General features: G+C 73.8%; 15 protein-coding genes. 2 read left to right on the forward strand and 13 right to left on the reverse strand.

Features of this window, described 5'->3' with window-relative positions; translation table 11 throughout:
• Positions 1-5: 5 nt before the first annotated feature.
• From IE287_RS31610 to IE287_RS31640, 8 genes are all read right to left on the reverse strand, one after another.
• Positions 6-764: a DUF3159 domain-containing protein gene (locus tag IE287_RS31610; RefSeq protein ID WP_189852670.1), complete on the reverse strand. Its 759-nt coding sequence runs from the start codon at positions 762-764 to the stop codon at positions 6-8.
• A gap of 3 nt (positions 765-767) precedes the next feature.
• Complete coding sequence (locus tag IE287_RS31615; RefSeq protein WP_078868359.1) at positions 768-1166, reverse strand: OB-fold nucleic acid binding domain-containing protein; 399 nt, start codon at positions 1164-1166, stop codon at positions 768-770.
• Between the two features lie 45 nt (positions 1167-1211).
• Entirely contained in the window at positions 1212-1898 is a 687-nt protein-coding gene (locus IE287_RS38870) for a response regulator (RefSeq protein WP_229883863.1), read from the reverse strand.
• A 129-nt stretch (positions 1899-2027) separates the two neighbouring features.
• Positions 2028-4574, reverse strand: coding sequence for a DUF4118 domain-containing protein (locus IE287_RS31620; RefSeq protein ID WP_229883864.1), 2547 nt, complete (start codon positions 4572-4574; stop codon positions 2028-2030).
• Between the two features lie 666 nt (positions 4575-5240).
• Complete coding sequence (locus IE287_RS31625) at positions 5241-5909, reverse strand: ABC transporter ATP-binding protein (RefSeq protein ID WP_373307936.1); 669 nt, start codon at positions 5907-5909, stop codon at positions 5241-5243.
• A gap of 521 nt (positions 5910-6430) precedes the next feature.
• A complete protein-coding gene (locus IE287_RS31630; protein ID WP_189852672.1) occupies positions 6431-7198 on the reverse strand; it encodes a DUF3710 domain-containing protein in 768 nt (255 codons plus the stop codon).
• Between the two features lies 1 nt (position 7199).
• Positions 7200-7712, reverse strand: a complete 513-nt coding sequence (gene dut / locus IE287_RS31635; RefSeq protein ID WP_189852673.1) for a dUTP diphosphatase — start codon at positions 7710-7712, stop codon at positions 7200-7202.
• Positions 7712-8296 carry a PaaI family thioesterase gene (locus IE287_RS31640; protein ID WP_189852674.1) on the reverse strand — a complete coding sequence of 195 codons (585 nt, stop codon included), beginning with the start codon at positions 8294-8296 and terminating at the stop codon, positions 7712-7714. Before IE287_RS31640 ends, dut begins: the two co-directional genes overlap by 1 nt.
• 58 nt (positions 8297-8354) lie before the next feature.
• Between IE287_RS31640 and IE287_RS31645 the strand changes: the two genes are divergently transcribed.
• Entirely contained in the window at positions 8355-8870 is a 516-nt protein-coding gene (locus IE287_RS31645) for a DUF3093 domain-containing protein (RefSeq protein ID WP_189852675.1), read from the forward strand.
• A 123-nt stretch (positions 8871-8993) separates the two neighbouring features.
• On the opposite strand, the gene IE287_RS31650 is transcribed toward IE287_RS31645, so the two are convergent.
• From IE287_RS31650 to IE287_RS31665, 4 genes are all read right to left on the reverse strand, one after another.
• Positions 8994-10076: a hypothetical protein gene (locus IE287_RS31650; protein WP_189852676.1), complete on the reverse strand. Its 1083-nt coding sequence runs from the start codon at positions 10074-10076 to the stop codon at positions 8994-8996.
• 13 nt (positions 10077-10089) lie between these two features.
• Positions 10090-10386 (reverse strand): DUF4193 domain-containing protein, encoded by a 297-nt coding sequence (locus tag IE287_RS31655; RefSeq protein WP_003955561.1) that lies wholly within the window; start codon positions 10384-10386, stop codon positions 10090-10092.
• A gap of 397 nt (positions 10387-10783) precedes the next feature.
• Positions 10784-12022 carry a sensor histidine kinase gene (locus tag IE287_RS31660; protein WP_189852677.1) on the reverse strand — a complete coding sequence of 413 codons (1239 nt, stop codon included), beginning with the start codon at positions 12020-12022 and terminating at the stop codon, positions 10784-10786.
• A gap of 4 nt (positions 12023-12026) precedes the next feature.
• Positions 12027-12680 (reverse strand): response regulator transcription factor, encoded by a 654-nt coding sequence (locus tag IE287_RS31665; protein WP_189852678.1) that lies wholly within the window; start codon positions 12678-12680, stop codon positions 12027-12029.
• Between the two features lie 427 nt (positions 12681-13107).
• On the opposite strand from IE287_RS31665, the gene IE287_RS31670 reads away from it, so the two are divergent.
• The gene (locus IE287_RS31670) at positions 13108-13290 is read left to right on the forward strand and encodes a hypothetical protein (protein WP_189852679.1); all 183 of its coding nucleotides are present in this window, start codon (positions 13108-13110) and stop codon (positions 13288-13290) included.
• An 84-nt stretch (positions 13291-13374) separates the two neighbouring features.
• Here the strand turns inward: IE287_RS31670 and IE287_RS31675 are convergent, their stop codons facing one another.
• Positions 13375-14184, reverse strand: a complete 810-nt coding sequence (locus IE287_RS31675; protein WP_229883865.1) for an inositol monophosphatase family protein — start codon at positions 14182-14184, stop codon at positions 13375-13377.
• Positions 14185-14312: the final 128 nt, after the last annotated feature.

Below are 14312 nucleotides of genomic sequence, written 5' to 3' on the forward strand. Positions count from 1 at the left end.
AGGCCCTAGGGGGCGTCCGGCTCCTGCCGGGCGGCGGCGCGGGCCGCGGCCTCGCGCTCCTTCTCGGCCTTCTCCTCGGCCTCCATCTCGGCGAAGACGTCGATCGGCGGCGGCGCCTTGGCGAGGAAGACCCAGGTGAGGTAGACGGCGAGCAGGAAGGGCGGGATCTTCAGGGCGACGAGGACCCAGCCGAGCTGGGTGGTGTCGGCCCACCAGTAGAGGGGGAAGAGGATCGCGCACTTGGCGAGCAGGATCAGGCCCCAGGCCCAGCTGGCCTTCGCGTAGGCCCTCTTCCGTCCCGGGTTCCGGGTCCGCCAGGAGAGGTTCTCCTTGAAGACCGGGCCGAGGATGAGGCCGATCAGCGGGACGCCGGCGAGGGTGGTGACGATGTACGCGAGGCCGAGGCCCAGCGTGTAGATCATGCCGGGGAGGTAGAAGTCCTTGGCGTTGCCGGTCATCATCGCGAAGACGACGCCGAAGGCGACGCCGAAGACTCCGCTGAAGGCGTGCTTGACGGTGTCGCGGCGGACGAGCCGGACGGCGACGAGGAGCAGGGAGACCGCGAGCGCGGCGATGGCCGAGCCCTTGAGGTCCTTGTTGATCGTGTAGATCGTGACGAAGAGCAGTCCGGGCAGGACCGTCTCGACCATGCCCCGGACGCCGCCGAACGCCTCGAACAGCGCGGCCTCGGTCACCGCCTTGTCGGTCCGGGCGTTCTGGTCCGGGGTCGGCGGTGCGGTGGTCGGCTTGTCGACGGACGTCACCGGCTACTCCTGTCCGAGCGGTCGGAGCTCGTATTTGGGGTTGAAGAGGACCCGCCGGCCGTGGCTCATGGAGATCCGGCCGGAGGCGATCAGCTTGCGGCCCGGCTCGATGCCCACGATGGAGCGGCGGCCCAGCCAGACGACGTCGAGCGGCGCGGTGCCGTCGAAGAGCTCGGCCTCCAGGGCGGGGACACCGGCGCGGGGGCGCAGCGTGACCGTGCGCAAGGTACCAGTCACCTTGACTATCTGGCGGTCGGAGCAGTCCGAGATACGCGTGCAGCCCGAGGCCGCCGTGTCCTCCTGGAGCTCCTCGGACTCCAGGTCCTCCGGCGAGGAGGAGAGCCGGTCGAGCATCCGGCGGAACCGGCCTGCCGGCTTGTCGGTACGGGGTGCAGCACTCATGTACAAAAGCGTACCGGCCCCCGCCCCGCCGGGAGGAGGCGCGGATCACCGTTCGAAGCGGTACCCCATGCCCGGTTCGGTGACGAAGTGGCGCGGGTGGGAGGGGTCGGTCTCCAGTTTGCGGCGCAGCTGCGCCATGTAGACCCGGAGGTAGTTGGTCTCGGTGCCGTAGGCGGGCCCCCAGACCTCCTGGAGGAGCTGCTTCTGGCTGACCAGGCGGCCGCTGTTGCGGACCAGGACCTCCAGGAGGTGCCACTCGGTGGGGGTGAGCCGGACGTCCCGTCCGTCGCGGTGCACCTTCTTGGCCGCGAGGTCGACGGTGAAGTCGTCGGTCTCGACCAGGACGGTCCCGTCCTCGGCTCCGCCGACGGGTTCGGCGCGGCGGACGGCGGCGCGCAGCCGGGCGAGGAGCTCGTCCATGCCGAAGGGCTTGGTGACGTAGTCGTCGGCGCCGGCGTCGAGCGCCTCGACCTTCTCGTCGGAGGTCTGGCGGGCGGAGAGGACGATGATCGGGACCCGGGTCCAGCCCCGCAGGCCCTTGATGACGTCGACGCCGTCGATGTCGGGCAGGCCGAGGTCGAGGACGACGACGTCGGGGTGGCGCTCGGCGGCGAGCTTGAGGGCGGTGGCGCCGTCGGGGGCGGAGTCGACCTCGTACTTCCGCGCCTTGAGGTTGATCACCAGGGCGCGGACGATCTGTGGCTCGTCGTCGACCACGAGGACCCGGGTCATGGAGGGGCCTTCCTTCTGCCGGTACGGCGGCGGGTGCGGGGGCGGAGTACGGGGGGTGCGGGGGCGGAGTACGGGGGGTGCGGGGCGGGGAGCGGAGGGGGCCGGGTGCCGGGTGCCGGGGCCGCGGGCTCAGCTCACCACGTGGGCCGGCAGCTCGGTGACGGGCGGCGGGGCGTCTCCGCCGGCGGCGCGCAGGGTGAGGACCATGGTGAGCCCGCCGCCGGGGGTGTCCTCGGCGCTGAGGGTGCCCCCCATGGCCTCCACGAAGCCGCGGGCGACGGCGAGGCCGAGGCCGACCCCGGAGCCGCGCGGGGCGTCGCCGAAGCGCTGGAACGGCTCGAAGATGCCGTCCTTGGAGTCGTCGGGGACGCCGGGCCCGCGGTCGACCACCCGGAGCTCGACGCGGTCGCCGAGGGCGCTGGCGGCGACGGCGACCGGGATGCCCTCGGGGCTGTACTTGACGGCGTTCTCGACGATGTTGGCGACGGCCCGTTCCAGGAGGCCCTTGTCGACCTCGACCATGGGCAGGGTCTCGGGGACGTCGGCCTCCGCGCTGCCGTCCGGGACCCCGCCGAGGGCCATCGGGACGACCTCGTCGAGGTCGACCGCCCGGATCAGGGGGGTGACGGTGCCGGTCTGGAGGCGGGACATGTCGAGGAGGTTGCCGACCAGGTGGTCGAGCCGGTCGGCGCCGGCCTCGATGCCCTCCAGCAGTTCGGCCCGGTCCTCGTCCGACCACTCCACGTCGTCGGAGCGGAGCGAGGAGACCGAGGCCTTGATCCCGGCCAGCGGGGTGCGCAGGTCGTGGCTGACGGCCGCGAGCAGGGAGGTGCGGATCTTGTTGCCCTCCGCGAGCTTCCGGGCCTCCTCCGCCTCACCCACCAGCCGCTGCCGGTCGAGGACCACCGCCGCCTGGGCGGCGAAGGCGCCCAGCACCCGCCGGTCCTCGGCCGGCAGCACCCGGCCGCTCAGCGCGAGGGCGAGGTGGTCGCCCACCGGCATGTCCACGTCGGCGTCCTCGGGCCGGAGGGCCGGGTGGGGGCCGACGGTGGCGGCGTGGCCCCACGGCTCGGTGCCGTCGGTCCGCTCCAGGAGGGCGACGGACTCCATGGAGAAGGTCTCGCGGACCCGTTCGAGGAGGGCGTCGAGGCTGGTCTCGCCGCGCAGCACGCTTCCCGCGAGGTAGGAGAGGACCTCGGACTCGGCGCGCAGCCGGGCGGCCTGGTGGGTGCGGCGGGCGGCGAGGTCGACGACCGAGGCGACGGCCATGGCGACGCCGAAGAAGACCGCGATGGCGACGATGTTCATCGGGTCGGCGATGGTGATCCGGTGGATCGGCGGGGTGAAGAACCAGTTGAGCAGCAGGGAGCCGACCGCGGCCGAGGCGAGCGCCGGCAGGAAGCCGCCGAGCAGGGCCGAGGCGACGGTCAGCGCCAGGAAGAGCAGCATGTCGTTGGCGAGCCCGAGGTCCGCGTCGGTGTGGGTGAGGCACAGCGCGAGCGCGATCGGGCCGGCGACGCCGACGAGCCAGCCGCCGAGGAGGCGGGAGCGGCCCAGGCGGGCGCCGCGCGCGACCGGCAGGCCGCGCCCCTTGGCGACCTCGCCGTGGGTGACGATGTGGACGTCCAGGTCGGGACCGGACTCGCGGGCGACGGTCTGCCCGACGCCCGGACCGAGGACGTACTGCCAGGTGCGGCGGCGGCTGGAGCCGAGGACGATCTGGGTGGCGTTCACCCCGCGGGCGAACTCCAGGAGGGCGGTCGGTATGTCGTCGCCGATGACGTGGTGGAAGGTGCCCCCGAGGTCCTCGACGAGGGTGCGCTGGACGGCCAGCTCCTTGGGCGAGGCGGCGGTGAGGCCGTCGCTGCGGGCGATGTAGACGGCGAGGACCTCGCCGCCGGCGCCCTTCTCGGCGAGCCGGGTGGCGCGCCGTATCAGGGTGCGGCCCTCGGGGCCGCCGGTGAGGCCGACGACGATCCGCTCGCGGGCCTGCCAGGTGGAGCGGATGTTGTGCTCGCCCCGGTACTGGCGCAGGTACTCGTCGACGCGGTCGGCGGTCCACAGGAGGGCCAGTTCGCGCAGGGCGGTGAGGTTGCCGGGGCGGAAGTAGTTGGAGAGGGCCGCGTCGACCTTGTCCGGCTTGTAGATGTTGCCGTGGGCCATCCGGCGGCGCAGCGCCTGCGGCGACATGTCGACCAGCTCGATCTGGTCGGCCCGCCGGACGATCTCGTCGGGGACGGTCTCGCGCTGCCGGACGCCGGTGATGGCCTCGACGACGTCGCCGAGGGATTCGAGGTGCTGGATGTTGACCGTGGAGACGACGTCGATGCCGGCCGCGAGGAGCGCGGCCACGTCCTGCCAGCGCTTGGGGTTGCGCGAGCCGGGCACGTTGGTGTGGGCCAGCTCGTCGACGAGGACGACGGCGGGGCGGCGGGCGAGGACGGCGTCGACGTCCATCTCGGTGAAGACGGCGCCGCGGTACTCGATCTCGCGGCGGGGCAGCTGCTCCAGGCCGTGCAGGAGGACCTCGGTGCGGGGGCGTCCGTGGTGCTCGACGAAGCCGACGACGCAGTCGGTGCCCCGCTCCACCCTGCGGTGGGCCTCGGCGAGCATCGCGTACGTCTTGCCGACGCCGGGTGCCGCGCCGAGGTAGATCCGAAGCTTGCCACGTCCCATGCCCCGACCATACGTCCGGCCGATCGGACATTCCGCACGCGGAGGAACACCCCGGTGCGGTATTGACGTGATTCTGATGCGCGGTCCGGCGCCGGGGCGCCCTCGCCGTGTCGAGAACCCGCGTCCGGCTCCGACTCCACCGCGGAGGCGGGCCGCCGGGCCCGCCGCGACAGCACGAGGAGCGCTCCACGCAGTACGTGCCGCTGACGCGGTCCAGCGCGCGGACCCTCGACGTCCCCTCGATCGCCGAGGGGGCCCCGGAGGCCGTCCGGCCCACATCGGCTTCGTGATCACCACGAACGGGAAGCCGCGGGCCTCCGGCGAGCTGCTCCAGGCGGAGGGCCTGGAGCTGCCGGAGACGGCCAGGATCGGGCGGGCGGGCGCGGGCGGGGCGGCGCCGAACATGCCGATCGGGGTGCGGGGGATCCCGGCGGGCCCCCGGAGGTCCGGGCCGCGCGGCGGGGCCCGGCGCGGGGCGACGGGGTCCGCGCCGGACCGCCGGGGGCCGCCCGTGGGCCCTCCGGCGTCGGTGCGGGGCCTGCGGGAGAGCCTTCCGAGGCCGCCGGAGGTCTCTGGAGGACGCCGCAGGGGTACGGGGGGGGGTTCCAGGGTCTCCGGAGAACCTCGCGGGCTGCGGGAGGGGCCTCCCCCGGCCCTCCGGCGGTGTCAGGACTCGGCGATCTCGCCGTCGCGCAGTTCGAGGACCCGGTCGGCGAGGCCGAGGAGCTGGTGGTCGTGGGTCGCGACGAGGGCCGTGCAGCCCTCGCTGCGGACCACGGCCCGCAGCAGTTCCATCACGGCCAGACCGGTCTCGGCGTCGAGCTGACCGGTCGGCTCGTCGGCGATGAGCAGGGCCGGCCTGTTGGCGAGCGCGCGGGCGATGGCGACCCGCTGCTGCTGGCCGCCGGAGAGCTCGCCGGGGCGCTGGTTGGCGTGGTCGGCGAGGCCGACGAGGGCGAGGAGCAGGGCGACCCGCTCCTCTCGCTCGGCGGGGTCCGCCTCGCGCAGCCGGAGCGGGACGCCGACGTTCTCGGCGGCGGAGAGGATGGGCAGCAGGCCGAAGGACTGGAAGATGAAGCCGATCCGGTCGCGGCGCAGCTCCAGGAGGCCTTCCTCGCCGAGGGTGGAGAGGTCGGTGCCGTCGATGACGATCCGGCCGCCGTCGGCGCCGTCGAGGCCGCCGACCAGGTTGAGCAGGGTGGTCTTGCCGGAGCCCGAACGGCCCTTGAGGGCGACCAGCTCGCCGCGGGGGATGTCGAAGGAGACGCCCTTGAGGGCGTGGACGGCGGCCTCGCCCTCGCCGAACGACCGGCGCAGTCCCTCGACCCGGATCATGGGCTCCCCGGCCGGGTCCTCGGCGACCGCCGTGGCCGCCCCCGTGCTGTTCTCGCTCACCCTGCGCTCCCCCTCCTCGAACACGTGCGCTGGCCAGTATGGTCGGCCGCCGCCGCCGAGACCAGAGCCCGGCTCCCCCGGTCTTCGGACGGCGGGCCCCGCTCTCCGGACACCGGAGCCGCCGCACGGCCGGGCGGAGATCCGGCCGCGGACGGATCGAGGACCGGGGAGGGGCGGGGTGGGGTGGGAGGGCCGGCCGGGAGGGGCGGGCGGGCCGGAAGGGGCGAGGCGGGCCGGGCCGTACGGGGAGCGGGGCGCGGCCGGACCGGGAGCACGGGATACGGGCCTCCGGCCGCCGGTCGCCGCACGCCCCGGGAGCGCCCTGAGGCGGGTCGGCCGGCAGCCGCCCGTACGGCGTGCGCACGCCGGAACGCGCGTGCGCCCCGGCAAAAGGCCGGTGGGCCGTCGTCCGTACGGCATGCGTACGGACGACGGCCCACCGGACCGGGGTTCCGGGTGCGTCAGCGGATCTCGGAGATCTCCGGTCCGCGCTGGAGCTGACCCATGCCGCCGGAGAAGCGGGAGCCGGCCTGCTCCTCCTGCTGGACGCCGTCCGGCACCATCTGCGCGTCGTTCGGCAGCTTGAGGACGATCGGGTCGCGCGGGGCCATCGGGCCCTCGCCGCGGGCGACGACGGTGTCCCGGACGATCTGCTCCAGGAGGCCGGCCGCCTCGGGCTGGACCGCGCCCTGGCCCGAGATGACACCGCGCAGGAACCAGCGCGGGCCGTCGACGCCGACGAACCGCACGATCTGCACGCCGCGGTTGCCGTCGGGCAGCTGGACGGGGACCTGCGCGCGCAGCTCCCAGCCGAGCGGGCCCTCGACCTCGTCGATGACACCGCCCTGCTGGACGATGCCGGTGGCGATCTCCTCGCGGACCTCGCCCCAGATGCCTTCCTTCTTCGGCGCCGCGAACGCCTGGAGCTGCACGGCGCTGTCGCGCAGCACGACGGTCGCGGCGACGATCGCGTCACCGGCCACCTCGACGCGGAGCTCCATGCCCTCGACTCCGGGCACGTAGAGGCCGCCGAGGTCGACGCGGCCCTCGTCGGGCTTGGCGACCTCGGAGATGTCCCAGGGACCGTCGGGCCGGGGCGCCGGCGGAAGGTTCACCTTGCGGGGCCGGTCCGCCGCCTCCGCGGCGTCCTCGCCGTCCACGGCGTCGACGACCTGCTCGACCTCGCCCGCCTCGTCGGCGGCACCGCTCTTCTTGCGACGTCCGAACACGTCACTGTCCTTCCCGGTCGGATACGACCGAAGCGTATCGATTCCCACCCGTGGTGCCGTCCACGGCGGCATGGCCGCCGGTGGACCCGAAGCCCCCCTCGGCCCGCGCCGAGCCGGGAAGCTCCGCCACCTCGTGGAAGCGCACCTTCTCGACCTGCTGGACGACCAGTTGGGCAATCCGGTCGAACCGTTCGAACCGCACGCTCTCGCGCGGGTCGAGATTGACCACGATCACCTTGATCTCTCCACGGTACCCGGCATCCACCGTCCCCGGGGCATTCACGAGCGCCACTCCGCAGCGGGCGGCCAGTCCGGAGCGGGGGTGGACGAAGGCGGCGTAGCCGTCCGGGAGGGCGATCGAGACGCCGGTGGGCAGCACGGCGCGCTCTCCGGGGGCCAGGACGGCGGCCTCGGTGGTGACGAGGTCGGCGCCGGCGTCGCCGGGGTGGCCGTAGGCCGGGATCGGCACCTCCGGGTCCACCCGGCGGATCAGCACGTCGACGGGAGGGCGCATCAGGGGTTCACCTCGAAGGCGCGGGCGCGCCGGATCTGGTCGGGGTCGGCCATGGCGGCCCGGATCTCCTCCGGCCGGCCGTTGTCGATGAAGTGGTCGACCTTGACCTCGACGAACATGGCGTCGGCGCGGACGGCGACGGGGCCGTCGGGGCCGCCGATGCGGCCGGTCGCGGTCGAGTAGATCTTGCGTCCGTGGACGGCGGTGACCTCGGCCTGGAGGTGGAGGACGGTGCCGACCGGCACGGGCCGGCGGAAGTCGGTCTCCAGGCGGCCGGTCACGGCGATGACGCGGAGCAGCCAGTTCAGGGAGCCGAGGGTCTCGTCGAGCGCGGTGGCGAGGACGCCGCCGTGGGCGAGGCCGGGGGCGCCCTGGTGGTCGGCGGTGACGGTGAACTCGGCGGTGACGGTCACGCCGTCGCCCGCGCGGGCGTCCAGGTGGAGGCCGTGGGGCTGTCCGTCGCCGCACCCGAAGCAGTGGCCGTAGTGCGAACCGAGCGGCTCGCCGGGGGCGGGCGCGTCCGGGTGGCGGGTCGGCGCCACGGCGTCGGCCGGTGGGGTGAGGGCGGCAGATGTTGCAGTCACAGGCGCAGACCTTACCCGCGCGGCCGGGCGCCGGTCGCGCCGTGCCAAGCTTGGACGCATGCAGCCTCCCGCACCGTCCTCATCGTCCGGGTCCTCCGCCCCCGGGTCCCCCGCGTCCCCGGCCGCGCCGCGCTTCGACGAGCGGCTGACCGTGCCCGGCTCGTGGTGGGCGATCGTCGCCCTGCTGGCGCTCTCCGGCGGGCTGGTGATGTTCCCGCTGGGGACGGTGCCGACCCTGGGCGGCGTGATCGCGGCGGGCGTGGCGGCCGGCGTGGGGGCGTCCTCGTACGGCTCGGCCCGGATCCGCGTGGTGGCCGGTTCGCTGGTGGCGGGCGAGGCCCGGGTGCCGGTGTCGGCGCTGGGGGCGGTCGAGGTCCTGGACGAGGAGGAGGCGCGCGCCTGGCGCACGCACAAGGCCGATCCTCGCGCCTTCATGCTGTTGCGCAGCTACGTGCCGCGGGCGGTGCGGGTGGAGGTCACGGACCCGGCGGACCCGACGCCGTACCTGTACCTGTCGAGCCGCGACCCGGAGGGTCTGGCGGCGGCGGTGGAGGCGGTGCGGGAGGCGGGCTGAGCCCTCTCCGCGCCCTCTCCCCGGGGGCTGGACCCGGCCGGTCCGCGGCCCGCACCGGCGCCCTCTCCCCGGGTGTTCTCCCCCGGGGTCCGTCCCGGGGCCGCCCGGGCGGCCCGGGGCGGTCTAGAAGCCCAGCTCCTTGCGGCCCTCGGGCGGCGGGAGGGGGTGTTCGGGCTGTTCCAGCGGGGGCAGCTCCACGAGCCTGTCCCAGGCGATCCGGCGGGCCCTGAGGTCCTTGCGGATGTGGCCGGCGAGCTTCTTGGTGTCGCGCCGGTTCATGACCGCCCCGACGGCCGCGCCGACCATGAACGGGGTGAGGTTCGGCAGGTTGCGGACCATGCGCTTCATGATCTGCTGGCGCAGTTCGCGCTTGAGCTGCCCGCCGAGGGCCGCGTTGATCGTCGTGGGCTTGGTGGGGTCGATGCCCCGCTCCTCGGCCCAGGAGGTCAGGTAGGCGGCGGAGCGCTGCGGCAGGGTGCCGGGCGGCCGCAGGCCGTAGACCTCGTGGAGCTCGGCGATGAGCTTGAGCTCGATCGCGGCGACGCCGGTGATCTCCGCGGCCAGTTCGGCCGGCATGGCCGGCGGCACGGGGAGCATGGCGGCGGCGCCGATGCCCGCGCCGACGGTCGAGCTGGCGTTGGCCGCGCCGGAGACCAGCTTGTCGGCCAGCTCCTCGGGACCGAGCCCGGGGAACTGCTTGCGCAGGGTCGCGAGGTCGCGGACGGGGACGCGCGGGGCCAGGTCGATCAGGCGGTCGGCCAGGTAGCCGATGCCCGCCTTGGCTCCGTCGCCGCTCCGCTTCACTCCCTGCTTGACGCCTTCCACGCCGCGGCGGACCGCGTCGATGCGCGCGGCGTCGATCCTGATGCGGTCGAGCTGCGTGCGCGCCGGATCGGCCAGCCGCCTGACGGCGTCCAGCCTTCCGTGACGCCTGTCGTCACGCTCCTGGGGCGCCTCGGGGTCCGAGGGGCCTTCGGGGTCCCGCTCCACGGGGAGGGGCGCCCCGCCCTGTCCCGGGACGGCAGCTGCGAGCGAGGCCGTGGGGCCTCGCTCGTCGTCCGCCACGCCGAGGGAGGGCGGAGGGGCGGCCTGCGCGGCGTCGGGAGCCTCCTGGGCGCCCTCCGACGGGCCGGTGCCGCCCTCGTACGTCCGGGGCTTCGAGGGAAGCCTCAGACGCCGCTTCCGGGACGGTGTGTCGCCTGCCACGGCCGCGCCCGACTCAGTCGCAGTCGCGGCAGATGGGCTGGCCGTTCTTCTCGCGCGCCAGCTGGCTGCGGTGGTGCACCAGGAAGCAGCTCATGCAGGTGAACTCGTCGGCCTGCTTGGGCAGGACCCGGACGGCCAGCTCTTCGTTCGAGAGATCGGCGCCCGGGAGTTCCAGGCCCTCGGCGGCCTCGAACTCGTCTACGTCGACCGTGGAGGTCGACTTGTCGTTCCGACGAGCCTTGAGCTCTTCGAGGCTGTCCGAGTCGACGTCGTCGTCGGTCTTGCGTGGGGTGTCGTAGTCCGTTGCCATGTCGCTCTCCCCCTCTGGGTGGTTGCGGGTGTCTCAGCGCACGTAACGCGTGAGAGGTCGGACTTGTGCCCGACCTGAGGCGCAGATTTTGCCTCACATCAAGGTCTGTTACTCAATCGACACCCGTCCCGCACTCCTGGGGAGTGATCCGGTACGAGTGGCGATGCGGACCGTACACGGTCCGCGGGGTGGCCGCGTGGAGCGCCACCCCGTCTATTTTCCGCCCGTAGGTGCCCGGGAAACCCGGACTTTTCCCGGTTTTCCCGTGGAATTCACGGTCACGGAGTGCGATCCTCCGGGCACTCGCGCTTGTGATCGATCACACACGGCCATCTCAGGACGGGCTTCCGATAATTCCGCTCAAAGCGAACAGATCGGGCTCCGCCCCCGCAGTCTGTCAGATCGGAAGAGTGACACGCATCACCAGACCGCCCCCTTCGCGGGGCTGCGCGCTGATGCGTCCACCGTGCGCCCGGGCCACCGACCGCGCGATCGACAGTCCCAGACCGACCCCCTTGTCGCTGCCGGTCCGCTCCTGCCGGAGCCTGCGGAACGGCTCGAAGAGGTTGTCGATCTCGTACGCCGGGACCACCGGGCCCGTGTTGGAGACCACGAGCACCGCCTGACCGTGCTGGGCCTCGGTGGTGACCTCGACCCAGCCTCCCTCGGGAACGTTGTACCGCACGGCGTTCTGGAGCAGGTTCAGGGCGATCCGCTCCAGCAGGACGCCGTTGCCCTGGACGACGACGGGGGCCCGCTCGCCGCGGATCTCCACGCCCTTCGCCCCGGCCTCGCCGTGCACCTGGTCGACCGCCCGCTCGGCGACCTCGGCCAGGTCGACGGGTTTGCGTTCGGCGATCTGGTTGTCGCTGCGGGCGAGCAGCAGCAGGCCCTCGACCAGCTGCTCGCTGCGCTCGTTGGTGGCCAGCAGCGTCTTGCCGAGCTGCTGGAGCTCCACCGGCGCCCCGGGGTCGGAGAGGTGGACCTCCAGGAGCGTGCGGTTGATCGCCAGCGGGGTGCGCAGCTCGTGCGAGGCGTTGGCGACGAAGCGCTGCTGGGCGGTGAAGGCCCGCTCCAGGCGCTCCAGCATCTCGTCGAAGGTGTCCGCGAGCTCCTTCAGCTCGTCGTCCGGGCCGTCCAGCTCGATCCGGCGGGCCAGGTCGGAGCCGGCCACCTGGCGGGCGGTGCGGGTGATCCGGCCGAGCGGCGAGAGCACCCGGCCCGCCATGGCGTAGCCGAAGGCGAAGGCGATGATGCTCAGGCCCAGGAGGGCGAAGAGAGAGCGGCGCAGCAGGTCGTCCAGGGCCCGGTCGGTCTGCTGGCGCAGACAGACGGAGACGGCCTCGTTGAACTGCTCGCCGGTGCCCTTGTCGGGCAGCACGCACCACGAGGTGGTGGGCTGGACCTCGCCCGTGACGATCTTGAAGGGCAGCTGGGCGGCGCTGTGGCTGAGGGCCTGCGCGGTGAAGAGGTAGATGATCGACAGCAGCAGGATGCCGGCGATCAGGAACATGCCGCCGTAGAGCAGCGTGAGGCGTATCCGGATGGTCGGCCGGAGCAGCGGCCTGACCGGGTCCCGCGGGTCCCAGGTGGGTTTCGGTGGCGTCTGCGGGGGCGACGCCGGGGTGGCGGCCATCGGGTCAGATCCGGTAGCCGGAGCCGGGGACGGTGACGATGACGGGAGGCTCGCCCAGCTTGCGGCGGAGGGTCATGACGGTGACCCGGACCACGTTGGTGAACGGGTCGGTGTTCTCGTCCCAGGCCTTCTCCAGGAGCTGCTCCGCCGAGACGACGGCCCCCTCGGAGCGCATCAGCACCTCCAGGACGGCGAACTCCTTGGGGGCGAGCTGGACCTCCCGGCCGTCCCGGAAGACCTCGCGGCGGTTGGGGTCGAGCTTGATGCCGGCGCGCTCCAGGACGGGCGGCAGCGGCACGGAGGTGCGCCGCCCCAGGGCGCGGACGCGCGCGGTGAGCTCGGTGAAGGCGAAGGGCTTCGGAAGGTAGTCGTCGGCGCCCAGCTCCAGGCCCTCGACGCGGTCGCTGACGTCGCCGGAGGCGGTGAGCATCAGGATGCGGGTGGGCATGCCAAGCTCGACGATCCTGCGGCAGACGTCGTCGCCGTGGACCAGGGGCAGGTCGCGGTCGAGGACGACGACGTCGTAGTCGTTGACCCCGACGCGCTCCAGCGCGGCGGCGCCGTCGTACACGACGTCGACGGCCATGGCCTCCCGGCGCAGTCCGGTGGCCACCGCATCGGCGAGCAGCTGCTCGTCCTCGACGACGAGTACGCGCACGTCGTTCTTCCTTCCTTCGGCGCTCCGGTCCGGGCGGACCGGCGGGCAATCCTGAGTACTGACTGTGCGTGCCCATCCTGCCCCGTACGCGCGTAAACCGGCTGTAAGACGGCGGTGCGGGGCCTTCCCCGGAAGAGGACACGGGCAAGGACGCGGGCGGGCGCACGGACGGTGCACAGGCCGCGCACGGACGGTGCGCAGGCGGGAGGCGCGGACGGGGGGCGCGGAGGGGGCGCGAAGAATTCACATGATTCGCGGGCCAGTTGAGGTTTCCGTGCGAGGAGGCCTGGGGAGGACCTTCTGCACACCCCGCGATCACGCCCTGTATGTGGCACGCCCACGGCTCTTCCGTCCCCCGGGAGCGGACAGCGCGTGATCCACCCACCCTCGGCACGCCCCGTGCCACCGGACCCACGAGGAGGGGCGCATGGACGCGTTCACCGCAGGACTGCTGCACCGCATCAGGACGACGCAGTCGGACCTCACGCGCGCCCGCGAGACCGGCGACGAGTACCTCGCGGAGGTCGAGCAGGCCGAGCTGGAGGACCTGCACCGGCTGGCCGCGGAGCACGGTGTGCAGGTCGCACCGGTCTGCGCGCAGAGCGCCTGAGCGGCGGCACTCCCCCGGGAGTGCCGCGGCGGTGCCCCCGGAGCCGATCGGCTCCGGGGGCACCGCCGCGTCGGGGGCCGGGTCTCAGTCGTGCCAGGCGCCCAGCCGCTCCAGGAGCTCCTGGAGCGGCTCGAAGAGTCCCTCGGGGGCCGCCACGGCCAGTTCGCCGGACTCGGGCTCCCCCGGGCGTCCGCCGGTGCGCGCGCCCGCCTCGCGGGCGATCAGGGCCCCCGCCGCGTGGTCCCAGGGGTTGAGGCCGCGCTCGTAGTACGCGTCGAGCCGGCCGGCCGCCACGTCGCACAGGTCGATCGCGGCCGAGCCGCCCCGCCGGATGTCCCGGACCAGCGGCAGGACCTCCCGAAGGACCTCGGCCTGGTGGGAGCGGCGGGCCTGCACGTAGCCGAAGCCGGTGCCCAGGAGGGCCTGCTCGAAGGGGGGCGCTGTGCGGACGGCGAGCCGGCGCTCGCCCAGGTACGCGCCGCCGCCGCGGACCGCCCGGTAGGTCTCGCCGCGCAGCGGGGCCTCGACGACGCCGACGACGGTCTCGCCGTCGAGCTCGGCGGCGATGGAGACCGCCCAGGACGGCAGGCCGTAGAGGTAGTTCACGGTGCCGTCGAGGGGGTCGATGACCCAGCGGACGCCGCTGGTGCCGGGGGTGGCGGCGCCCTCCTCGCCGAGCAGGCCGTCCTCGGGCCGGTGCTCCGCGAGGAAGCCGGTGATCAGCTTCTCGGCGGCGATGTCCATCTCGGTGACGACGTCGATGGCGCTGGTCTTGGTGGCGGCCACGGCCAGGTCCTCGGGCCGGCCGTCGCGCAGCAGGGCGCCGGCCCGGCGCGCGGCTTCCAGGGCCAGGTCGAGCAGCTCGGCGTGCAGGGGGGCGGGTGCGGGGCTCACGGTGGGGCTCCTCAGGCGTAGGGACTGTCGGCGCCGGCGGCGGCGGGGTGTTCGGTGCGGGCCGGGCAGCAGCCGATCGGGCAGAGGTCGTGGGAGGGGCCGAGGGCGCCGAGGGCGCACCGCCGGGC

Origin of the sequence: Streptomyces omiyaensis (genome assembly GCF_014650895.1) — a bacterium.
Classification (GTDB): Bacteria; Actinomycetota; Actinomycetes; order Streptomycetales; family Streptomycetaceae; genus Streptomyces; species Streptomyces omiyaensis.

Bases quoted from the DNA above. Each gene is read 5' to 3' on its own strand.
- IE287_RS31615 (WP_078868359.1), bottom strand. From the start codon at position 1,166: ATGAGTGCTGCACCCCGTACCGACAAGCCGGCAGGCCGGTTCCGCCGG.
- IE287_RS38870 (WP_229883863.1), bottom strand. From the start codon at position 1,898: ATGACCCGGGTCCTCGTGGTCGACGACGAGCCACAGATCGTCCGCGCC.
- IE287_RS31620 (WP_229883864.1), bottom strand. From the start codon at position 4,574: ATGGGACGTGGCAAGCTTCGGATCTACCTCGGCGCGGCACCCGGCGTC.
- IE287_RS31625 (WP_373307936.1), bottom strand. From the start codon at position 5,909: ATGATCCGGGTCGAGGGACTGCGCCGGTCGTTCGGCGAGGGCGAGGCC.
- dut (WP_189852673.1), bottom strand. From the start codon at position 7,712: ATGCGCCCTCCCGTCGACGTGCTGATCCGCCGGGTGGACCCGGAGGTG.
- IE287_RS31645 (WP_189852675.1), top strand. From the start codon at position 8,355: ATGCAGCCTCCCGCACCGTCCTCATCGTCCGGGTCCTCCGCCCCCGGG.
- IE287_RS31655 (WP_003955561.1), bottom strand. From the start codon at position 10,386: ATGGCAACGGACTACGACACCCCACGCAAGACCGACGACGACGTCGAC.
- IE287_RS31660 (WP_189852677.1), bottom strand. From the start codon at position 12,022: ATGGCCGCCACCCCGGCGTCGCCCCCGCAGACGCCACCGAAACCCACC.
- IE287_RS31670 (WP_189852679.1), top strand. From the start codon at position 13,108: ATGGACGCGTTCACCGCAGGACTGCTGCACCGCATCAGGACGACGCAG.